The organism is Halomonas sp. HMF6819 (assembly GCF_044335525.1).
Lineage (GTDB): Bacteria > Pseudomonadota > Gammaproteobacteria > Pseudomonadales > Halomonadaceae > Vreelandella.
On the sequence record NZ_JBIQVY010000002.1, the window covers coordinates 830,324 to 852,420 of the forward strand.

The window sequence follows — 22,097 nt, forward strand, 5'->3', positions numbered from 1 at the left end:
CCCGGCGCAAGCAGCCGGGGGCGTCAGCCCGCCAAAGGAAATAGTGCTCAATGAGCTATCAGGTTCTGGCCCGCAAGTGGCGCCCGCGTACGTTTCACGAGCTGGTGGGGCAGACCCATGTTCAGCGCGCGCTGGTCAACGCCCTCGACCAGGGGCGACTTCATCACGCCTACCTGTTCACCGGCACCCGCGGGGTCGGCAAGACGACGCTGGCGCGCATTCTGGCCAAGTGCCTAAACTGCACTGCCAATGGCGAAGGCGACGACGGCGTTACCTCGACACCCTGCGGGCAGTGCGATAGCTGCCGCGCCATCGATGAAGGCCGCTTTGTCGATTTGATCGAGGTCGACGCCGCCTCGCGCACCAAGGTCGAGGACACGCGCGAGCTTCTGGATAACGTGCAGTACGCGCCTACCCAAGGCCGCTACAAGGTGTACCTCATCGATGAGGTGCACATGCTCTCGACGAGCAGTTTTAACGCGCTGCTGAAAACCCTGGAAGAGCCGCCGCCGCACGTTAAATTCCTGCTCGCCACCACCGACCCGCAAAAGCTTCCGCCGACGGTGCTGTCGCGCTGTTTGCAGTTCACCCTCAAACACATGCCGCCGGAGCGGGTGGTCGAACACCTGACCTTCGTGCTGGGCCAGGAGGGCGTGGCCTTCGACGAAAGCGCGCTGTGGCTGTTGGGTAAGGCCGCCGAAGGCTCGATGCGCGACGCCATGAGCCTGACCGACCAGGCGATAGCCTTTGGCCAGGGCGCAGTGCGCCACGCCGATGTCGCCGCGATGCTGGGCACGCTCGATCACCGCCATATCCTGGCGCTGGCGAAGGCGCTGGCCGAAGTCGACGTACAGGCGATTCTTGCCGAAGTCGCCACGCTTTCCGAGCAGGGGCCGGACTTCGCCGCGGTGCTCGACGACCTGACCGGTATTCTGCACCGGCTCGCCGTTGCCCAGATGGTGCCCGGTGCGGTGGATAACAGCCACGGCGACCGCGAGACCATTCTCGAACTCGCGGGCCACTTCACCGCCGAGGATATCCAGCTCTACTATCAGATCGGTATTCAGGGCCGCGGCGATATGGAGCACGCTCCGGATCTGCGCAGCGCGCTGGAAATGACGCTCTTACGTATGCTGGCGTTTCGCCCCCAGGGCGTGCCCCGGCCGCCGAAAACGCCGCTGCCGCTGCGCTCGGAACCCATGGCGCAAGCAACGACGGCTACACCCGCCGACGACGAGCCGGCGGCCGATACGCCAAAAAAGCCTGATCCTGCCCCGGCGGCGTTCGAGCCAGCGCCCGAAAGCGTCCCGGCGCAGGAAACCCCGGATCCGATCGATCAAACGCCGCCCCCCTGGGCGATGGACGACACCGCCGCGCATACTGAAGCGCCCGAGCCCGAGCCCGAGCCCGAGTCCGCCGCTCCGGCGTTCGTGCCGGATACTCCCATCGCGGTTGACGCCGACGTGCCCGACTTCGATGAGCAGGACGTGCCTGTACAGGACGTGCCTGTCGAGGACGGGCATGTACAGGACGCGCCATCAGAGGATGCCTTTGCAGAAAGCGCACCTGCGCCGGATGCGCCCGCCGAGAGCGCTCAGACACAGGGCCGGCAAGTTCAAGAGCCAGCCGACGAGCAGGCGCCCAGCGACGCTGCGGCGGCTAAAACCGCGCCCGCGCCAGGCGGGCGGCTCGACCACGCCGGGTGGCTTGCGCTGTTTGACGCGCTCGGCCTTGGAGGCCTGACCCGCAGCCTGGCTGCGCACTGTCAGCTGGCAAGCGACGATGGGCGCACGCTGGTGCTGACCCTGGACCCGAGTCAGTCGGCGATGCAGGCGGACGTACACCAGCAGCGCCTGGAGAAGGCGCTCGCCGGTCAAGGCTTTTCACGCGCGGTGAGTTTCGAGGTAGGCGAGCTCGACACCCGGCTAGAAACCCCACGCGACCAGTCGCTGCGCTTTCAGCGCGAGCGCCACGCCAGCGCCGTTGATCTATTGCAGCGCGACCCCAATATACAGAAGCTACGTCAGGCCTTTGGCGCAACGCTCAACGAAGAGAGCGTCAAACCAAAAACCTCGACGTCGCCATGACAGCCCGGCGTTTGCGGCTTACGCTAAGCTTTCAAGCCGCACCGATTGACCACCAGGGAGTAGACACCATGTTTAAAGGCGGAATGGGCAACCTGATGAAGCAGGCCCAGGAAATGCAGGAAAAGATGCAGCAGGTCCAGGAAGAAGCGGCGAAAGCCGAAGTCTTCGGCGAGGCTGGTGCGGGCATGGTGAAAGTCACCATGAACGGTCGCCACGATGTGAGCGACGTCACCATCGACCCGAGCGTGCTGGAAGAGGACAAGGAGCTGCTCGAAGACCTGCTGGCCGCGGCGGTCAACGACGCCGTGCGCAAGGTCGAAGCCAACTCCAAGGCGCGCATGGAAGAGGCTACCCAGGGCCTGAATCTGCCGCCCGGCTTCAAGATGCCGTTTTAAGCGATGCGTTTTTCCCCGCTCATCGAACAGCTCATCGAAGCGTTTCGGGTGCTGCCAGGCGTTGGGCCCAAGACCGCCCAGCGTATGGCCATGCATTTGCTCGAGCGCGAGCGCGAGGGCGGCCAGCGTCTGTCCCAGGTGATCGAGCGCGCCATCAGCGAAGTAGGCTACTGCCAGCGCTGTCGCACGCTCACCGAAGCCGAGGTGTGCGCGCTGTGCGAAAGCCCGCGGCGCGACGACAGCGTGCTGTGCGTAGTGGAGTCTCCGGCGGACCAGCTCGCCATCGAAGAGGCGGGCGGCTTTGGCGGGCGCTACTTCGTGCTTCACGGCCATTTGTCGCCGCTCGACGGTATCGGTCCGGAAGCGATCGGGCTCGATCTGCTCGAGGAGCGCGTCAGCGCCGGCAATATCCGCGAGATCGTGCTGGCGACCAACCCCACCGTCGAAGGCGAGGCGACCGCGCACTACATCGCCTCGCAGCTCGCCCAGTACGGCGTCGCCTTCTCCAGGCTCGCCTACGGCGTACCCATGGGCGGCGAGCTCGAGTACGTCGATGGCGGCACGCTCAGCCGCGCGTTCAACGGCCGCCTGCCTTTCGGTCTCGAATAGCCACATTACGCTCGAAGGTCTGCCTTGCGCCCGCGGCGAGCCTGCTGTGAGGCGCCGTTTACCGTTACCACCCAGGCCGCTTTTGGCGCCACCACAGGGAAGTCTACCGTGTCCGTTTTAACTCAACCGTCCTATCGATGGATCGAGACCGCAGAGCAGCTCGACGCCGCCTGTCAGGAGGTCGAGACCGCCAGAGTGATCGCGCTCGATACGGAGTTTTTCCGCGAAAACACCTTTTTTCCGATTCCGGCGCTGATTCAGTTTTGCGCCGGCGATCTTGCCTACCTGATCGACCCGGTCGCCACACCCTGCACTCAAGCGTTCAGGGCGCTGTTGCAAAACCAGGCGCTCAAACTGCTGCACGCGGGCAGCGAGGATCTGGAGATTTTCCAGCTTTGGGCGGGCGTGCTGCCGACGCCGCTGGTGGATACCCAGATCGCTCAGGCGCTTTTGAGCGAGGTGCCCGCCATGGGGTATCAAAAACTGGTCGAGCACTGGGCCGGCGAGACTCTGCCGAAAGAGGAGACGCGCTCGAACTGGCTGCTCCGGCCGCTGACGCCGAGCCAGTGCGACTACGCCGCCCTCGACGTCATCTATCTGCTGCGGGTTTGGGAACTACAGGCGGGCAAGCTCGAAAGCCTGGGCCGCCGGGAGTGGCTGGCAGAGGAGTGCGCAGCGGTACTGGAGCAGGCCGAGCGCAGCAGCGAAAGCGACGCGCTCTGGTACACCCGCCAGCGCCAGCTCTGGCGCCTGCCGCCCCGGGCGATCGAGGCCTACCAGCGAATGACGGCCTGGCGTGAAGGCGAAACCCGCCGGCGTGACTTGCCGCGCAACTGGCTCGCCAGCGACAAGCTTCTATTTGCCGTGGCCGAGGCGATGCCCAAAAACCGCTTCGAACTAGCGGGCGTCGAAGGCGTAAAGCCGGCTTTCGTCAAAAAAGAGGGCGATACGCTGCTCGAGTTCGTCAAGCAGGCCCGCCACTGCCCGGAAGAGGCGCTGCCCGCGCCTTGGCCGGACCCGGCGCAGCCGGCTTTCAAACGCCGCTTCAAGGCGCTCAAGAAAGTCATCAGCGCAAAGGCGGCGGCGCTGGAAATCGCCCCGGAAGTGCTGCTCAGGCGGCGCGACATCGAGGCGCTGGTGATGCAGGACATGGCCGGAGAAACGCCGACGCTTCCCGGCGGCTGGCGGGGGGAGTGTTTGAACGATGCGCTGTCTCAGGCGCTACAGGAGAGCGGAGTATGAGCGACAAGCTGGTCTGCGAGATATTCAAAAGCTCGCGCAAGGAAGAAATGTATCTCTACGTGGACAAGCGCCAGGGCCTTGCACCTGTGCCCGAGGCGCTGATGGAGACCTTTGGCAAGCCTGTCGCGGTGCTGACCATGATTCTGACCGCGGATAAAAAACTCGCTCGGGTAGATGTCGACGATGTGCTAGAGGCGATCGAGACCCAGGGCTTTTACCTGCAGATGCCGCCGGCAAAAGAGGAGTATCTGCTGGACGTCCACCGCGCGCACGTCGATCGCCATTCATGAACTTTCTGGCCCACGCCTGGCTTGCCCGCCAAGGCAGCGACGGCTTTTTGCTGGGCAACGTGATCGCCGATGGCGTCAAGGGAAGCGACCTTGCCCTTTGGTCGTCGGTGGTGGCGGCGGGCATTCGCCACCATCGGCGGGTCGACGCCTTTGTCGATAGCCACGCGCGGGTCAAGCGGATCAAGGCAGTGGCGCCGGCGGGCCAGCGCCGCGTTGCCGGCATCGCGCTGGATGTTCTTTGGGATCACTTTTTAGCGCGTGAGCTGATCGACACCGCCGAGTTCGAAGCGCTGGTGACGCGCCTCTATACGCTGCTCGAGCGTGAAGGCGCCCCCAACCGGCTAGCCACGATGATGCCGGCGCTGATAAAGCAGGATTGGCTACATCGCTACGCCGATTTCGACTTCACCTGCCGTGCCATTGCGGGGATTGGACAGCGGCTTTCGGGACCCAATCGTCTAGCCGAGCTGACGCCCTGGCTTGCCCATCATTACCGCTGGCTTAACGCGGAGTTTGAGCCGCTGTGGAGTGATTGTCTCGAAGAGCTCGCCTCGACTGGCAAGGGCTTTTCAAGCGAAATGGGCTTGCCCCACTAAATGAACGAGGATGACATGCGCGAACGCTTCTGGGAAAAGTACACCCTCGAGGAGCTGACCGACGACGAGTGGGAGGCGCTTTGTGACGGCTGCGGGCAGTGCTGCCTTTTAAAGTTTCACGACGACGACACTAACGAACTCGCCGTGTTGAACGTGGCGTGTCGTTTGCTCGACACGCACAGCTGCCAGTGCAGCGACTACGAGAACCGCTTCGACACCGTGCCGGACTGTACCCAGCTAACGCCGGCGCTGGTGCGTGAATTCAACTGGCTACCGGCGACCTGCGGCTACCGCCGGGTGGCAGAAGGGCGCAAGCTGGCCGGCTGGCACCCGCTTTTAAGCAACGACGCCGAGCGCGTTCATCGCAAGGGCATCAGTGTGCGCGGCTTCGTGGTTTCAGAGCTCGACGTGCCCGAACGCGAGTGGGACGAGCACATCATCGCCGTGCTGCCCATTCGCTAGCGGCAGGCAAAGCATTTAGCGCTTGATCGCTACCAGCATCAGCGAAAGGCTCTTGAAAAGCGAGACGCGCGGTTTGGCGGCTTTTGCTTGGCGGTTGGTCTGCGCTGCCGGGGTGTCCCAAATGGTCAGAAACTGTTCCTGATACTTCATGCTGCTCTCCTGCGCCGAGGCGCCGTTAAGTTGTAAAACTTTCGTCTATGCGACTAACGGCTATTATGGCGCACTCCTGTTCGGCTGAAAAGTATTTTTGGAAAACGTTTCCATATAATTATTGGCGCTCGATAAAAAGCGCTCGCGGAGAACCGCGAGCGCTTTTTTGAATCCTGCAATGAACGTTGTTGTACGGGCTTACTCGGTGAGGCCCAGCGCCCACAGGATAAACGCGTCCTGGCGGGCGCCATCCTTCCACGCCTTGAAGCGCCCGGAAGCGCCGCCATGGCCGCTCTCTCTGTCGGTATAGAGCAGTACCGGGGCATCGGCCTGCTGAGCTTTGCTCACATGGGCATAGAACTTGGCTGGCTCCCAGTAGCTGACGCGGGTATCGAACCAGCTGCCTTCGATCCAGAGCGCCGGGTAAGCCTGGGGCGTGACGTTATCGACCGGCGAGTAGCCCTGGATGCGCGCGTACACCTCGGGCTCTGCCGGGTTACCCCACTCGCTGTACTCGGCGGTGGTTAGCGGAAGCTCCGGGTTTTGCATGGTGCGCAGCACGTCGAGAAAAGGCACGTCCAGCACGGCGGCGCAGAACGCCTCGGGCGCGCGATTGATACAGGTGCCGACTAACAACCCACCGGCGCTGGCGCCACAGGCAACGATCCTGCCCTCAATACTCGCGCCCTGGTCGACCAGCGCCTGACGCGCCGCGAGAAAGTCTGTGAAGCTGTTCTCCTTGTGCGCCATCTTGCCGTCCAAATACCAGGGTTCGCCACGTTCGCCGCCCCCACGCACGTGGGCAACGGCGAACGCCACGCCGCGCTCCAAAAGCGAAAGCCGGGCGATCGAGAACCAGGGGTCCAGCGGCTCGCCGTAGGCGCCGTAGCCATAAATCAGGGTAGGCATCGGGGCGTCGATCAGATCCGCCCGCGCCACGATCGATACCGGTACGCGCTCGCCGTCGGAGGCCGTGGCCCAAAAGAGGCGGCTGGCAAGCTGTTCGGGGTTGAGGCTTCCATGTACCGCCAGGGTTTTAAGCAGCGTGCGCTCGCCGCTGTCCAGGTCCAGCGCGTACCAGCTTGCCGGGCGGGTGAAGGACTCTTCGCGCAGATGCACCACGGTGGTGTCGAAGTGCGGGGCGTCTTCCATCAGCTGAGAGCAGGGCAGCTCGACCAGCTCGATCATTTCGTCGCTGGTGACGACGCCGTTGCCTTCGAGCACCAGCCGGCGCAGCCGCGTCTGCGCCTGATGATGGTCGCGCTCGGCTACGATCAGCCCCCAAGCGAAAGCGTCCACGCCTTCGAGGGTTTGATCAATCCGGTGGGCAAGCAGGGTTTGCCACTCGGCGCTTTCTACGCCTTCATCGATCAAGGCGTTTTCGTCGAGTACGTCCAGGGCGAAGTGGGGCCCGGCCTGGTTTTGCAGCCGGTAGAAGGCGCCGGGGCGGTGGTCGATGCTCGCCTCGACGCCTTTCACGCGCCGATGCAGCAGGGTGGGCGGCGTGGCCGGGGCGTCGGCGGGCACGGCGAGGATCTCGCTGGTGTCCTTGGCGCTGGTTTCGATCAAAAGCCAGGCCTTCGAGCGCGTCTTGCCCACGCCTAGCCAGAACTCGGCGTCGTCTTCTCGCAGCACGAGCGTGGCCGGGGCATCCTGCTGCGGTTTGGCGAAATCCACCGCGCAGCGCCACAGGCTGTCCGGACGCTGGGTGGCATCGAAGCGGGTGAACAGCAGCGTGGCGCCACGCGGGGTTTGATCCTCCGCCCAGCAAAGCGCCGGGCCAATATCACTTGCAAGCTTGTGAGGCTCGCCGTTGGGCAGCGCTTTCAGCCAAAGTGTGTAGCGCTCGTCGCCCTGGGTGTCTTCCGTCCAGGCAAGCCACTGCTCGTCCGGGGTGAGTGCCATGTCGCCGATCTCGAAAAAGGCGTGCCCCTCTGCGCGCGCCACCACGTCGAAAAAGCACTCCGGGGCGCCGGGGTTGTCGAGCGGGGCGCGCCACCAGCGCGGGTAGTCGTCGTCTTCACCGGTTTCACTCCAGAACGTAAATACGTCGAGCGCGGTCTCAAGGCTTTTGACGGCGAGCTCACGCCGGGCAAGGTTTTCCTGATAGAGCGTGTCGGCAAGCCCCGCTAGCGGGCGAAACCAGCGCTCGTGCTCCTCGTTGGCCGCGGTCAGAAAGGCGTCGACCTCACTTGCTTCGCGCTGCTCCAGCCAGTGCCATTGGGGGTCGTCGGCGCGATAGTAGCGCGCCACGGGCGAGTCTTTGCGCATGCCAGGCTGTGCTTTCATAAATTGACAGGTACCATAACGGGAAATCAACCGCGGGTGCGTTCACCCACACGAGGGTATTATGCTGTTTACAAGCTCAATGTCACTGCTCTGGCTAAGTTATTACGGGGTTTCGCTGGTAGTGCTATTGGCGGTGTACTTTGCGTTTTCGTTTTTACCGCGCCTGCCGCGGCTAGTGCTCACTTGGGGGGTGGCCGGTGCGATGTGGATACCGGCGCGCTTTAGCCTGCCGCTGATCGAGGAGAACGAGTTCTACACCGGTTGGGCACCGGCGGCGATGGTGTCGGCGGTTGGCTTTCTCGAACACAGCGCCTCGGCTCTGTGGGGCGGGCTGGTCTGGCTACTAGTCGGTATCGCCTTGGGCGCCTTGATAGGCGTGGCGCTTTGGTGGGTTCGCCGTCCGGCCGCTCGCGCCTCGACCAAGCGTGGCACGGCTAAAAGAGGCCCGACCGGCCGAGACGATGGCGATGACGATCAACCGCGCACGCCGCGAAGCGCTGGCACCAAACGTGCTGCGCCCAAGACGCGAAACGCGGGTGGCGACACCAAGCGTCGCGAGCCAGTGATCAACTAGGCTAAAAAAACCTGGCAAGGAGAGCCCCATGTGCGAGCTTTTGGGCATGAGCGCCAACGTGCCGACGGATATCTGCTTTAGCTTCTCGGGCTTTCTGCACCGCGGGGGCGGTACCGGCCCCCATCGCGACGGCTGGGGCATCGCTTTCTACGAACAGGGCGGCTACCGCGAATTTCGCGACCCGCACCCGTCGGTGGATTCGCCCATCGCACGGCTGATCTGCGACTACCCGATCAAATCCAACGTAGTGATCAGCCACATCCGCCAGGCCAACGTGGGCGGCGTGCGCCTGGCCAACACCCATCCGTTTACCCGCGAAATGTGGGGCCGCCCCTGGTGCTACGCCCACAACGGCCAGCTCGAGGGGTGGCAAACGCTTCCGCTCGATGTCTACACTCCCGTCGGCTCGACGGACAGCGAGCACGCCTTTTGCTGGATCTTAAGTGAACTTCGCTGCGCGTTCCCTACGCCGCCAGCGTCCTTCGAGCCGGTAGCGGCGCTTTTGCACACGCTCTGCGAACGCCTGAGAGGGCTTGGCGTCTTCAACCTGCTGCTCTCCGACGGTGAATCGCTATATAGCTACTGCTCGACCAAACTCGCCCACATTACCCGCCGCGCCCCCTTTGGCGAAGCGGAGCTTTCGGATGCCGAAATGACGGTCAATTTCAGCGAGCACACCACCGCGGATGACGTGGTCTCGGTGATCGCCACCGCGCCGCTGACGCATAACGAGGTGTGGACGACCATGCTGCCTGGTGAGCTTCTGGTGTGGCGAGAGGGAAGCATAAAAGCGCGTTACGCACCATAATGAGCTCACTGCGCCAGTTTTGAGCAAAGCGTAGGGTCGCCGTGAAACAGTAGTTTCAATCGAGCGTTTTACAGCCCTGCGCCCCTGGTATATCTTGGAGCGACGTCAACACCCGGGATCGCCAAGGCGGTCACTAAAGCGTTCAGAAAAAAAGTCTAAAAAACAACAATTTCGGTCCATTTATCGACACGGATAGCGGAGATTGCACCATGAGCGAACACGCCGATGCGCCCATTTTAAATGGCCCCACGCTTGAAGGGCTGGACAAGTTCGATTCCGTCGTCGACGTTTTCGACAATGCCGTCAAGCGTTACGGCGACCGGCCCGCGTTTAGCTGCATGGGGCAAACTCTGAGCTTCGACGAGCTCGACCGCGACGCCGGGCGCTTTGCCAGCTGGGTACAACATCATACCGACCTAAAACCCGGCGATCGCATCGCCATTCAGCTGCCCAATGTGCTGCAGTTTCCCGTGGCGGTGTTCGGTGCGCTGCGCGCGGGGCTGGTGGTGGTCAATACCAACCCGCTCTATACCGAGCGTGAAATGGCCCACCAGTTCAAGGACGCCGGCGCGAAGGCGATCGTGATTCTGGCGAACATGGCGCACAAGCTCGATAAAGTGCTCGATAAAACCGATATTAAACACGTGGTGGTCACCGAGCTCGCCGATCTTCACGGCGTGCCGAAACGCTGGCTGATTAACGCCGCGGTCAAGTACGTCAAGAAGATGGTGCCGACCTACCGGCTGCCCGGCGCTACCGGCTTTCGCCAAGTGATGAAAGCCGGCGGCGCGAAAGCGTTCACCCCGGTCAAGCGCACCCCGGACGACGTGGCCGCGCTCCAGTACACCGGCGGCACCACCGGCCGGCCCAAGGGCGCAATGCTGACTAACACCAACCTGATCGCCAACATGCTCCAGGCGCGCGCGGCGATCGGCAAGCACCTAAAGGATGGCAGCGAAACCATCGTGGCACCGCTGCCGGTCTATCATATCTACACCTTCACGGTGAACTGCCTGTTTTTGATGGATACCGGTAATCACTCGGTGCTGATCACCAACCCGCGCGATCTGCCCGGCTTCGTCAAGGAGCTCAAAAAGCTCAAGTTCTCCGGCTTCATCGGCCTCAATACGCTGTTCAACGCGCTGTGCCAGCGCGACGATTTCAAATCCCTCGACTTCTCGCACTTAAAGCTCACCATTTCCGGCGGCATGGCGCTGACCAAACCCGTTGCCCAGCGCTGGGAAGAGGTGACCGGCTGCCCGGTGGCAGAAGGCTACGGGCTGACCGAGACCTCGCCGGTGGTGAGCTTCAACCCCACCGACGCCATCAAGCTTGGCACCATCGGTAAGCCCGTAGCGGGTACCTCGGTCAAGACCGTGGACGCCGATGGCAATGACGTCGCGCTCGGTGAGCCTGGCGAGCTCTGCATCAAGGGCCCCCAGGTGATGAAGGGGTACTGGAACCAGGACGACGAGACGAAAAAGTCGATCGACGAAGGCGGCTGGTTTCACAGTGGTGATATCGCCGTGCTCCAGGACGATGGCTACATCCGCATCGTGGACCGTAAAAAGGACATGATTCTGATCTCCGGTTTCAACGTCTACCCCAACGAGATCGAGGACGTGGTGGCCGGCCACCCGGACGTCGTCGAAGCGGCAGCGGTGGGCGTGCCGGACGAAGGCGCGGGGGAAGCAATCAAGCTCTTCGTGGTATCGAAAAACTCAAGCCTCAACGCCGAAACGCTGCGTGCCTGGTGCAAGAAAGAATTGACCGCCTACAAGGTGCCCAAGTACGTCGAGTTCCGCGACGAGCTGCCCAAGACCAACGTGGGCAAGGTGCTGCGTCGCGAGCTTCGCGACGAGCAAAAAAGTGACGAGCAGGGCGAGGAGCAGGCGAACGCCTAAAAAAGCAGGGCACCCGTTGGGTTCGCCCTGTTGCGAGTGAAAGCGCTATACTGTTCGGCCCGCTTTTTCAGGCGGGCCGAATTTTTGTTTCTCCAGATGGAATTTGAGCCTAACGTGACCACCGAGACGCCCTCCTTGACCAGCGCCGACCAGGTAACGCAGCTCGAGCGCACCCTCGACGAGTTGACCCTTCGCGACCGCCACCGCTTGGCGCGGCGGGTCGACGGGCTCAAGCGGCGTCTGCGTGAGGACAAACCCATCGACCGCGGCCTTGCCGAGCTAAGCCGCGAAATCGACAAGGCCCAGCGCCATTTCGAGCGCCGCGCCTCGACCCACGTATCTGTCAGCTACCCGCCCAACCTTCCCGTGGTCGAGCGCCGCGAGGACATTCTGGAGGCGATACGCGATCACCAGGTCGTCGTCGTGGCCGGTGAAACCGGCTCGGGCAAGACCACCCAACTACCCAAGATTTGCCTGGAGCTTGGCCGCGGCCGCCGGGGCCTGATTGGCCACACCCAGCCGCGGCGTCTTGCTGCGCGCAGCGTCGCCACGCGTATCTCCGAAGAGCTTGAGGTGAACCTTGGCGAGCAGGTGGGCTACCAGGTACGCTTTACGGATCAAAGCGCGCCGAATACCCTGGTCAAGCTGATGACTGACGGGATCCTGCTGGCCGAAACCCAGCACGACCCGATGCTCTGGCGCTACGACACCATCATCATCGACGAGGCCCACGAGCGCAGTCTCAACATCGATTTTTTGCTGGGGTATCTCAAGCGGCTGCTGCCCAAGCGCCCGGATCTCAAGGTGATCATCACCTCCGCGACCATCGACGTCGAACGCTTCGCCGCCCACTTTAGCGACGGCCAAAAGCCGGCGCCGGTGGTCGAGGTCTCCGGCCGGGCCTATGACGTCGATGTACTCTACCGCCCGCTGGTGCGAAGCGATGACGACGAAGAGGATCGCACGCTCCAGGAGGGGATCCTTCAGGCGGTCGGCGAGATCGAAACCTTGGAGCGCGAGCGCGGCTGGCTGCACGGCCCGCGGGACGTGCTGATTTTTCTTCCCGGCGAGCGCGAAATTCGCGAAACCGCCGACACCTTGCGCCGTGCGGACTTCAAGGGCACCGAAGTGCTGCCGCTCTACGCAAGGCTCTCCAACGAAGAGCAGAACCGGGTGTTCGCTCCGCACCGCGGCCGGCGCATTGTGCTTGCCACCAACGTGGCGGAAACCTCGCTCACCGTGCCCGGCATTCGCTATGTCATCGACCCGGGCCTTGTACGCATTAGCCGCTACAGCTACCGGGCGAAGATTCAGCGCCTGCCCATCGAGCCGATCAGCCAGGCCAGCGCCAATCAGCGCAAGGGCCGCTGCGGGCGGGTCGCCGAAGGCGTGTGTATTCGCCTGTATGACGAGGAAGATTTCCTCTCGCGCCCGGCGTTCACCGACCCGGAGATCCAGCGCACCAATCTCGCCTCGGTGATTTTGTCGATGCTCTCATTGAAGCTTGGCAACATCGAGGCGTTTCCCTTCGTCGACCCGCCAGATAGCCGCTTCGTCAAGGACGGCTTTCGGCTTCTGTTCGAGCTCGGCGCGGTGGATCACAAGGAGCAGATCAGCGCGCTCGGGCGCAAGCTCGCAAGGCTTCCCATCGATCCGCGGCTTGCGCGCATGGTGCTCGAAGGTGCCGAGCGCCAGAGCCTTCGCGACGTGCTGGTGGTGGTCTCGGCGCTGGCGATTCAGGACCCGCGCGAGCGCCCGGCGGACAAGCGCCAGGCCGCCGACCAGGCCCACCAGAAATGGCACGACCCGGACTCCGACTTCGTGGCGCTGCTGAATTTATGGCACGGCATCGAAAACGCCCGCGCCTCGCTCTCCAGCAGCCAGCTGCGCCGCTGGTGCCGCGATCATTTCATCAACTATCTGCGTATGCGCGAGTGGCACGATACGTTCCGCCAGCTCAGGCAGCTCTTGCGCGACATGGACATCGAGGTGCCGGGGCCGCTGCCCGCCAACGAAGACGAAAGCGAGGAGCAAGCGCGCCAGGCGCGGCGCAAGACGTCGGCCAGGCTGCATCAGTCGCTGCTCTCGGGGCTATTGTCGAATCTGGGTAATCTGCTCGAGAACCGCGAATACTTGGGCGCGCGTAACCGCAAGTTCTTCATCCACCCGGGCTCCGGGCTTGCCAAAAAGACGCCCAAGTGGGTGATGGCGTTCGAGCTGGTCGAGACTACCAAACTCTACGCCCGCACCGTGGCGAAGATCGACCCGGCGTGGATCGAGCCCCAGGCCGGGCACCTGGTCAAGCGAAGCTATAGCGAGCCGCACTGGGAAATGAAGCGCGCTCAGGTCGTGGCCTTCGAGCAGGTGACGCTGTTTGGTCTTGCGATCGTCTCGCGCCGGCGGGTCAATTTTGGTGCCATCGATCCTAAAGAGTCCCGCGAGATCTTCATCCGCCGGGCGCTGGTCGAAGGCGAGTTCCAGACCCAGGGCGCGTTTTTCGCCCACAACCGCGCATTGATCGACGAGGTAGAGGCGCTCGAGGACCGGGCGCGGCGACGCGACATTCTGGTCGATGAAGAGACGCTGTTTGCCTTTTACGATGAGCGCATTCCGTCTGATGTGGTCAACGGCAAAGGTTTCGAGCACTGGCGCAAGCAGGCCGAGCGCGAAACACCCGAGCTTTTGCATTTCGATATCGCCTCGCTCAAGGCGCGCGATGCCGAAGACGTTACCCGCGCTCAGTATCCGGACTATCTGACCCTGGGCGGCGTTGCCTACCCTGTGAGCTACCACTTCGCCCCCGGTGCCGAGGACGACGGCGTGACGCTCACCGTCCCTGCGGCGATGCTCTCTCAGCTGCCAGCCCAGGCGCTTGAGTGGCTGGTGCCGGGGCTCTTGCGCGAAAAGTGCATCGCGCTGTTGAAATCCTTGCCCAAGAGCATTCGCCGCCAGGTGGTGCCGATTCCCGACTGGGTCGACGCTGCGCTGCAAACGCTCGTGCCTTACGAGCGACCGCTTGTCGAGGCGCTGGGCGAGTTTCTGCGCCAGCGTACCGGCACCCGCGTTCATCCGGACGACTGGCGTTTGGATCAGCTCGACGCGCACCTGATCATGAACGTGCGCGTGGTCGACCACGCAGGTGAGACGCTCGGCCAGGGGCGCGACCTGCGCGCGCTCGAAAAGCGCTTCGAGCAGGCGGCCACCCTGGGCGCTCAGGCGCTGGCCAAAGAGGCCACCCAGGCGCCGGCGCTGAACGAGCTTCCCTCGTCGCCGCTGCCCGAGTCGCGGGTGACCACCCAGGCCGGCATCCGCGTTGAGGCTTACCCGGCGTTGACCGTCGACGGCGAGACCTTCAAGGTGGCGCTGTTCGACCACCCGGCCAAGGCTCATGCCGCGCACCGTGAAGGCGTGGCGCGGCTTGCCATCACCAAGCGCGGTGAGCGAGTCAAGGCCATCCGTGCGCTGGCGCGTCTTGAAAAGTGCGCGCTGCTGTTCACCAACGTGGGCGCGAAGTCCGCGTTCATCGACGACGTGCTGCTGGCGGTGTTTACCCAGGTGGTGGCCATCGATCCGCTGCCGCGCTCGGCGGGGGAGCTGGAGACCCGCCTTGATGAGGTGGAACATGAGCTGCCCGAGCGCGCAGAAAAGCTTTTAAAAGAGGTCGAGGCGGCGCTTAAGGGGCATCTCGAACTCGCCAAGCGGCTCAAGGGCAATCTCGACTTCTCTCAGGCGCTCGTCTACAGCGATGTGCGGGCGCAAATGCAGCGTTTGGTCTATCCTGGCTTCATCCGTGATGCGGGGGAGTGGCTTTCGGAGTACCCTCGGTACTTCGATGCCGCGCTGATTCGCCTTGAAAAGGCGGGGCGCGAGCGGGGGCGCGACCAGATGATGATGAAGGAGATCCAGGCGCTGGAGGCGAAGTTCGACGCCCGGCGTGAAAGCGAGCGCCGCGGCCAGGTCGAGGACCCGGTGCTGGTCGCCTTCGGCTGGTGGATTCAGGAGCTTCGCGTGTCGCTGTTCGCCCAGCAGCTCGGCACGCTCATGCCGGTGTCGGTCAAGCGCCTCGAAAAACAGTGGGAAGAGATCACACGCCCTTGAGGCGCCAACGCGCCCTGACACCGCAGGGCGACGATTAAGCTCGATGCACCAGGGCCGAAGGCTTGGGTGGTTGGGAAATACGTCAGGGAGAACACGCATGAACGACGTGGTGATTACCGGCACAGGCCTATTTACCCCGGAACACACCATTGATAACGAGGCGCTGGTCGCGACGTTCAACGCCTTTGTTGATCGTCACAACGAGCGCTTTAGTGCCGAGATTGCCGCCGGCGAGCAGGCCGCACTTGCCTACTCGAGCAGCGAGTTCATCGAAAAGGCCTCCGGCATCAAGAGCCGTTATGTGCTCGACGCCGAGGGCATTCTCGACCCGGCGCGCATGCGCCCAAACCTGCCCCAGCGTTCTGATGACGAGCCGTCGATTCAGTGCGAGATGGCCGTTAAGGCCGCCGGCCAGGCGCTGGAAAACGCCGGCGTCGAGGCCGAGGGGATCGAGCTGGTCATCGTTGCCTGCTCGAATCTGGAGCGCGCCTATCCGGCGGTGGCGGTCGAGATCCAGCAGGCGCTCGGCACCGCGGGTTACGGCTTCGACATGAACGTCGCCTGCAGCTCGGCCACCTTTGCCATCGAAACCGCGGCCAACGCCATCGCGTCAGGAAGCGTCAAGCGCGCGCTGGTGGTGAGCCCGGAGATTTGCTCGGCGCACTTGAATTTCACCGACCGCGATAGCCACTTCATCTTCGGTGACGCGTGCACGGCGGTGGTGCTCGAGCGAAGCGACCTTGCCGTGGCGAGCCAGCGCTTCGAGGTGCTGGGCACGCGCCTGGTGACCCGGTTCTCCAACGCCATTCGCAACAACGCCGGCTTTTTGAACCGCGTGACCGACAGTGACCCGCTCGGCGTCGACAAGCTGTTCGTGCAGCAGGGGCGCCAAGTGTTCAAGGAGGTGTGCCCGATGGTGGCAAGCCTGATCACTTCGCACCTGGCCTCGCTCGAACTCAAGGGCGCAGACGTCAAGCGGTTGTGGCTACACCAGGCGAACCGGCACATGAACGATCTGATCGCGCGCAAGGTGCTCGGGTTTGATCCCGACGAAAGCCAGGCGCCGATCATTCTCGATCGCTACGCTAATACAAGCTCCGCAGGATCGATCATCGCGTTTCACTTGCACCGCGACGATTTCAAGGCCGGCGACACCGGCCTGATCTGCTCCTTCGGGGCAGGCTATAGCGCCGGCAGCGTTGTGCTGCGCTGTCAGTAGGCGCTTGCATTAAATAAAGCAGGGACACACCAAAAACGAGGGAATCATCATGCCAGGGTTACTAGCTGCCTCAAGGGCCAATCGACTCAACACCGGCGCGCTCAAGAGCGTCTTGCCGGTCGTGCTGCTGGCCACCATGGGGCTGTCCGGCTGCGCCAGCACCCAAACGACGGCGCAGCAGGCGCATCCGGACGACCCCTGGGAGAGCTTCAACCGACGCGTGTTCGCCTTCAACGATGTGCTCGACCGCTACGCGTTGAAGCCGGTGGCCACCGGCTATCGCAACGTCACCCCGGACCCGGTACAGACCGGTGTGGGCAACTTCTTCTCCAACCTCGGCGAGATTCGCACCGCGCTCAATAGCCTCTTGCAGGGCAAGCCGGCCAACGCCGGGCTTGCGACGTCGCGGTTTTTGATCAACTCGACGGTCGGCATCGGTGGTCTTCTGGACTACGCGACCCACATGGAGATCACCGCGGACGAGGAAGATTTCGGCCAGACTCTGGCGCGCTGGGGCTGGGGTGACTCGCGCTATCTGGTGCTGCCGCTGCTTGGCCCGAGCACGCTGCGCGACACCACGGGCCTGCCGGCGGATCTGGCCGCGTATCCCAATACCTACGTCGAGGACGACGCGGTACGTATCAGCCTGACCGCGCTCAACGTCATCGACACCCGGGCGAGGCTGCTCGACCAGGAGTCGCTGATCAGCGGCGACCGCTATCAGTTCATTCGCGACGCCTATCTGCAGCGCCGCCAGTTCATGATCAACGACGGCGAGCTCGGAGACGACCCCTTCGCCATGGACAGCTTCGAATTCGACGATGCAGATTTTGGTGACGATAACGTCGCCGACTGAGGCCTGATATGGATTCCTCCAAGTATCTGATCGCGGTCATCGATGCCCCCGGCGATGAGCGCGATGCGCTTACTCGCGCCATCACCTGCCGCGACATGGCGGTGCTGGCCGCCAGCGACATCGAGCGTTTGCCCGACAACGTCGCGCTGGTTGTGGCGCGGGTCGGCGTGGTGCCCCGCGAGCAGTGGGCGCTGTTGGCCGCCCGGATGCCGACCCTGGTGGTCAGCGACTCCCGTGAGGACACCGAGCTCTTTCAGGCGGTGGAGAGCGGGCTTCTGGATCACGTGGTCGATCCCTTGCGCCACAGCGAGCTTTTACGGCGCATGATTCGCAAGGCGGTCGAGCTCAGTGCGCTGGCCCGCGAGCGCGAGCGCGACCGGGCACGCCTCGAGGAGCTCAACGAAAGCCTGGAGACACATCTGGCGCTTCTGCGCATGGATCAGCAAAGCGGCGGGCATATCCAGCGCCGGCTGCTGCCAGTGAACGCGCGCTCCATCAACGGCGTTCGATTCGATTACTGGTTCGCGCCGTCACTTTATTTATCCGGCGATTTTCTCGACTATCAGTCCTACAGTGAGCGCTTCAGCGCCTTCTACTTTGCCGATGTATCTGGCCACGGCGCGTCGTCGGCCTTCGTCACGGTGCTGCTCAAGTACTTGTTTATTCGCTGGCTTAACGAGTGGGACGGCCAGGCGCCGGAGCGTTTGGCCGCCACCTGGCTCAAGGCGCTCAACCGCGAGCTTCAGGATACCGATATCGGCAAGCACGCCACCCTTTTCGTTGGGGTGATTGACCACGAGGCCAAGACCCTTCACTATTCGCTCGGTGCACAGCTACCGATGCCGATTCTGGTGACCGACCAGGGCCTGACGCGCCTTGAAGGCGAGGGCATGCCGGTCGGGCTTTTCCCCGATATCGAGTATCCCTCCCTTAGCTGTGACCTCCCGCCTGACTTTCGCCTGTGGCTCTGTTCAGACGGCGTATTGGAATGCTTGCCGGGTAAGACGCTCGACACGCGGCTCATGGAGCTTGAGCAATTAGTAAGCGAGAGTGACACACTCGAGCGGTTGCGCGACCGGCTGGTTCAGACCAACGCCCTGCTAATGGAGGGGGAGGCGGCTGACGATGAAAGCCAGGACCGCAACGCTTTGCCCGACGATCTGACAATCATGATGGTGAGCGGATTTGGTCATGCTGATTGAGGAAGGCCGTATCAAGGCGGCATTCGATTCCGGGGTTTTCATCCTGAAACTCTGTGGCGACGTGCGCTTGACGCTCTGCGCCACGCTCGACGTCCAGGCCCAGCGTCTTGCCGACACCCCCGGGCTTCGTTCGGTGATGATCGACCTGCGCGAGGCGAGCAACGTCGATTCCAGCGCCCTGGGCTTTCTGGCCAAGGTCGCCATGGCGGTGAAAGGGCGTCTCGAGCATCCGCCGACGATCATCGCCGACAACCCCGACATTCAGAAAATGCTGGATGTGATGGGATTCGCGCGTTTTTTTACCCTGGTCGAGGCGCCGCTTCAAAACGTTGGCGGCATTGATCCGACGCTGACCGAGCTGCCCGAAGTGCCCTCGGACGAGGAGGGGTTGCGTGACCGAATCCTGGAGGCGCACCGCATCCTCATGCACATGAACGAGCACAACCGCGAACAGTTCCAGCCGCTGGTCGACATGCTGGAATCCCAGGACTCGCCGGTGCACTAGGGCATTGCTCGATGCCCCATCGCTAGACATCAAAGGCCCCGGGGAGCAAACCCTCGGGGCCTTTTCGTTTTGCCCGCTCGCGTGGCACGGCTCATCCAGCAGTGGCGATCACTGGCGCAGTTTGGCCAGCAGCTCCTCGAGCTTTTTCTGATCCGCCATGAACTTGCGAATGCCTTCGGCAAGCTTGTCGTGGGCCATCTCGTCGTCGTTCATCGCCCAGCGGAACTCCTGCTCGCTCAGGGCGTCGTCGGCGTTTGCCTGCGCGCTTTTCGCGCTCAGCTTGCGCTCAAGCGTACCGTGCTCTTCATCGAGCTCGTTCAACAGCGCCGGGGAGATGGTCAAACGGTCACAGCCGGCGAGCGACTTGATCTCGTCGACGTTGCGAAAGCTTGCGCCCATCACGATGGTGGCGTAGTTCTGCGCCTTGTAGTACTCAAAAATGCGCTTGACCGAGGCCACGCCCGGGTCGTTGTCGCCGCTGAAGTCGCCGTCCGGGTTGTGTGCTTTGTGCCAGTCGAGAATACGCCCGACGAACGGCGAGATCAGCGTCGCACCGGCGTCGGCGCAGGCCTTGGCCTGGGCGAAGCCGAACAGGAGCGTAAGGTTGGTGCGAATGCCGTCGCGCTCAAGCTGACGTGCGGCCTGAATGCCCTCCCAGGTGGAGGCGGTCTTGATCAGGATGCGCTCGGTGGGCACGCCGTTTTTGGCGTAGCGCTCGATCAGCGAGTGCGCCTTTTTGATCGTCGCCTCGCGATCAAAAGAGAGCCGCGAGCTGACCTCGGTGGACACATAACCCGGCACCAGCTCGCTGATCTCGGAGCCGATCTCTACCGCGACTCGATCCACTGCCTCGTCGATGTCCGCGCTTTCGCGGGCGATGACGGCCAGGCGCTCGCGGCGATCCTCCTGCTGAGCGGCTTGCAGGATGAGCGACGGATTGGTGGTGGCGTCCTCCGGGCGAAAGCGGCGGATCGTTTCCAGATCGCCGGTGTCGGCGACGACCTTGGTCATCTCTTTTAGCTGCGCGAGTAGGCTCGTGCTCATGTAAGGCTCCTCCTGTTGAGTCCAACCCTACTCTAGCAAGGCTTCCGGCCTGTGGATATTGCCTCGCGCGGATTGCATCAACGCCTGGTCTGGGCGCCAGCTAAAGCCGGCCGGCGGAGCGTCGTCGATTTGAAAAGCGTCGGCGGCTTCGCTGAGCGCCTCGGCGATCTGTTCGAGCGCAAGCGCATCCCGGGCGCTTTGTTCGACCCGCTCGGCGCTGGCCCGGTGGGTTTGGGTCTGTTCGGCAAGCGTGGCGTTGAGCCGCTCGATATGGCGATGCTGCTCCTGGGCGGCGCTGGCGATGTGCGCCATCAGGCGGTTGGCCTGCTCGCCGGTGTCGGCGATGTCGTGCATGGTGTCGCTTGCCTGGCGCGAGCGCGCGTAGCCCTGCTCGATCTGACGAGCCGACTCCGCCAGAAGCGCTCTGATCTCACCGGCGGCGTCGGCGCTTCGCGTGGCCAGCGTTCTGACCTCATCGGCCACCACCGCGAACCCCTTGCCCTCGGTGCCGGCGCGCGCCGCTTCCACCGAGGCGTTGAGCGCGAGAATGTTGGTCTGAAACGCGATAGCATCGATAGTCTCGACGATCCCGTCCACTTCGCGGGCGCGCGCCTGGATGCGCTCCATGGTGGCGAGAAAGTCGTTCATTACGTCGCTGCCTTCGGCGGTGCGCGTCCGAGCCGAGGCGGTCAGGTTTGCCGCCTCGGCGGCAAAGCCGGCGGTGGAGGCTGTGTGGGTGGTGAGCTCGTCGAGCGTGGTGGTCGTGGCCGCGTGAAAGGTCTGCTGTTCACGACTCTGAGCGGTCAGCTCTTCGCTTCCCAGCGCCAAACGCTGGGCGCTTTCGAACATCGAGCGGCTCTGAGTATGAAGCTCCGTGACGGTGTCGACAAAGGCTCGGCGCATGGTGTCGAGCTCAGCGTAGAGCTGGCCGATCTCATTGCGCCCCGGGCTCTCGACCTCCCGGCTCAAATCACCTCTGGCGAGGGTGCGAAGATGGCCCACCAGGGTTTTGATTGGGCGCAGAAAGTAGCGCTGCCCGATCACGGCAATCATCAACAGAATGCCGAGCGTTGCCAGCACGCCCGCGATCAGCGCCTGGCCGAGCGTGGCGGCTTGGCGCTCGGCGCGCGAGAGCAGGGTAGAGCCCTGTTTGTCGGCCAGGGCGTAGAAGGCGCGCGCCTGCTCGCTGAACGCCTGGCTTAGCGTGAGTGCTTGGGCGGTAAGCTCGCGATACCCGCCGCGGTCGCCGGCGCGAACCGCCGCAAGCTGCTGCTCCATCGCGGCGATCAGTGCCCGGGCCGACTTTTCGAGCGCGTCGCGGCCGGCGTAGTCGGCGCTGGCGGCGAGAAATCGCGCCAGGGCGCTGTCCATCTCTTCGATTTCGCGCTCGACCGCTTCGAGCGCCTCGACCGGGTCGCCAAGCGAAGGTCTGAGCTGGCGCTCGAGCGCCCGGTCGAGGCGATGAAGCCCTTCAAGACCCGCGATATGCAGCCGGTTGAGTGAAGACGCCTGCTGGACGTTGACCCGCTCGAGCAGCGCCAGATCGTGTTGCCCCCGTTCGATCACGCTCCAGGCGAGCAGGGCGAGGGCCACGACGCAAAGCGTAACCAGCGAGAGCGCGGCCACGGCCAGCGTGCGAAGCGAAATATGGTGAAGCGCTTTGAGGGTCATGGGCATTTAGGCTCGCGTAGTAAAATAGCACTAGACTAAGCGCGATTTGTTGCCGTTTTTTGAACCGAGCGTTCAAGGGTGAACAAGTGCAGTATC

The 22,097-nt window shown here is 63.3% G+C and carries 19 protein-coding genes; 15 read left to right on the forward strand and 4 right to left on the reverse strand.

The window, feature by feature from the left end:
- The first annotated feature begins 50 nt into the window (after positions 1–50).
- The 7 genes from dnaX (at position 51) to ACGLWX_RS09960 (ending at position 5,681) form a co-directional block, all read left to right on the forward strand.
- Complete coding sequence (gene dnaX, locus ACGLWX_RS09930; RefSeq protein WP_396239373.1) at positions 51–2,087, forward strand: DNA polymerase III subunit gamma/tau; 2,037 nt, start codon at positions 51–53, stop codon at positions 2,085–2,087.
- 68 nt (positions 2,088–2,155) lie between these two features.
- Positions 2,156–2,482: a YbaB/EbfC family nucleoid-associated protein gene (locus ACGLWX_RS09935; protein ID WP_252108931.1), complete on the forward strand. Its 327-nt coding sequence runs from the start codon at positions 2,156–2,158 to the stop codon at positions 2,480–2,482.
- A gap of 3 nt (positions 2,483–2,485) precedes the next feature.
- The gene (gene recR / locus ACGLWX_RS09940; protein WP_252108930.1) at positions 2,486–3,091 is read left to right on the forward strand and encodes a recombination mediator RecR; all 606 of its coding nucleotides are present in this window, start codon (positions 2,486–2,488) and stop codon (positions 3,089–3,091) included.
- A 108-nt stretch (positions 3,092–3,199) separates the two neighbouring features.
- Entirely contained in the window at positions 3,200–4,333 is a 1,134-nt protein-coding gene (gene rnd, locus ACGLWX_RS09945; RefSeq protein ID WP_396239375.1) for a ribonuclease D, read from the forward strand.
- Positions 4,330–4,623, forward strand: coding sequence for a YcgL domain-containing protein (locus ACGLWX_RS09950; RefSeq protein WP_396239377.1), 294 nt, complete (start codon positions 4,330–4,332; stop codon positions 4,621–4,623). Before rnd ends, ACGLWX_RS09950 begins: the two co-directional genes overlap by 4 nt.
- The gene (locus ACGLWX_RS09955; RefSeq protein WP_396239379.1) at positions 4,620–5,219 is read left to right on the forward strand and encodes an ACP phosphodiesterase; all 600 of its coding nucleotides are present in this window, start codon (positions 4,620–4,622) and stop codon (positions 5,217–5,219) included. The genes ACGLWX_RS09950 and ACGLWX_RS09955 overlap by 4 nt, the downstream gene beginning before the upstream one ends.
- A 15-nt stretch (positions 5,220–5,234) precedes the next feature.
- Positions 5,235–5,681: a YcgN family cysteine cluster protein gene (locus ACGLWX_RS09960; protein ID WP_396239381.1), complete on the forward strand. Its 447-nt coding sequence runs from the start codon at positions 5,235–5,237 to the stop codon at positions 5,679–5,681.
- Between the two features lie 15 nt (positions 5,682–5,696).
- On the opposite strand, the gene ACGLWX_RS09965 is transcribed toward ACGLWX_RS09960, so the two are convergent.
- Together ACGLWX_RS09965 and ACGLWX_RS09970 are read right to left on the reverse strand one after the other, a co-directional pair.
- Positions 5,697–5,831: a hypothetical protein gene (locus ACGLWX_RS09965; protein WP_396239383.1), complete on the reverse strand. Its 135-nt coding sequence runs from the start codon at positions 5,829–5,831 to the stop codon at positions 5,697–5,699.
- Between the two features lie 198 nt (positions 5,832–6,029).
- Positions 6,030–8,120, reverse strand: coding sequence for a S9 family peptidase (locus ACGLWX_RS09970; protein WP_396239384.1), 2,091 nt, complete (start codon positions 8,118–8,120; stop codon positions 6,030–6,032).
- Between the two features lie 61 nt (positions 8,121–8,181).
- Between ACGLWX_RS09970 and ACGLWX_RS09975 the strand changes: the two genes are divergently transcribed.
- The 8 genes from ACGLWX_RS09975 (at position 8,182) to ACGLWX_RS10010 (ending at position 19,286) form a co-directional block, all read left to right on the forward strand.
- Positions 8,182–8,694: a hypothetical protein gene (locus tag ACGLWX_RS09975; RefSeq protein WP_396239386.1), complete on the forward strand. Its 513-nt coding sequence runs from the start codon at positions 8,182–8,184 to the stop codon at positions 8,692–8,694.
- A 28-nt stretch (positions 8,695–8,722) separates the two neighbouring features.
- Positions 8,723–9,502, forward strand: a complete 780-nt coding sequence (locus ACGLWX_RS09980; RefSeq protein ID WP_396239388.1) for a class II glutamine amidotransferase — start codon at positions 8,723–8,725, stop codon at positions 9,500–9,502.
- Positions 9,503–9,711: 209 nt separating this feature from the next.
- Entirely contained in the window at positions 9,712–11,406 is a 1,695-nt protein-coding gene (locus tag ACGLWX_RS09985; RefSeq protein WP_396239390.1) for an AMP-binding protein, read from the forward strand.
- Between the two features lie 96 nt (positions 11,407–11,502).
- The gene (hrpA, locus tag ACGLWX_RS09990; RefSeq protein WP_396239392.1) at positions 11,503–15,504 is read left to right on the forward strand and encodes an ATP-dependent RNA helicase HrpA; all 4,002 of its coding nucleotides are present in this window, start codon (positions 11,503–11,505) and stop codon (positions 15,502–15,504) included.
- 97 nt (positions 15,505–15,601) lie between these two features.
- Complete coding sequence (locus ACGLWX_RS09995) at positions 15,602–16,723, forward strand: beta-ketoacyl-ACP synthase III (RefSeq protein ID WP_396239394.1); 1,122 nt, start codon at positions 15,602–15,604, stop codon at positions 16,721–16,723.
- Positions 16,724–16,859: 136 nt separating this feature from the next.
- Positions 16,860–17,579 carry a VacJ family lipoprotein gene (locus ACGLWX_RS10000; RefSeq protein ID WP_396239446.1) on the forward strand — a complete coding sequence of 240 codons (720 nt, stop codon included), beginning with the start codon at positions 16,860–16,862 and terminating at the stop codon, positions 17,577–17,579.
- A gap of 8 nt (positions 17,580–17,587) precedes the next feature.
- Complete coding sequence (locus tag ACGLWX_RS10005; protein WP_396239396.1) at positions 17,588–18,781, forward strand: PP2C family protein-serine/threonine phosphatase; 1,194 nt, start codon at positions 17,588–17,590, stop codon at positions 18,779–18,781.
- Positions 18,771–19,286 carry an STAS domain-containing protein gene (locus tag ACGLWX_RS10010; protein WP_252108918.1) on the forward strand — a complete coding sequence of 172 codons (516 nt, stop codon included), beginning with the start codon at positions 18,771–18,773 and terminating at the stop codon, positions 19,284–19,286. Before ACGLWX_RS10005 ends, ACGLWX_RS10010 begins: the two co-directional genes overlap by 11 nt.
- A 108-nt stretch (positions 19,287–19,394) precedes the next feature.
- Here ACGLWX_RS10010 and tal read toward each other — a convergent pair whose 3' ends face one another.
- Positions 19,395–20,330 carry a transaldolase gene (gene tal, locus ACGLWX_RS10015; RefSeq protein ID WP_396239398.1) on the reverse strand — a complete coding sequence of 312 codons (936 nt, stop codon included), beginning with the start codon at positions 20,328–20,330 and terminating at the stop codon, positions 19,395–19,397.
- Positions 20,331–20,357: 27 nt separating this feature from the next.
- On the reverse strand, positions 20,358–22,007 hold the full coding sequence (locus ACGLWX_RS10020; protein WP_396239400.1) for a methyl-accepting chemotaxis protein: 1,650 nt from the start codon (positions 22,005–22,007) through the stop codon (positions 20,358–20,360).
- Positions 22,008–22,097 lie beyond the last annotated feature (90 nt).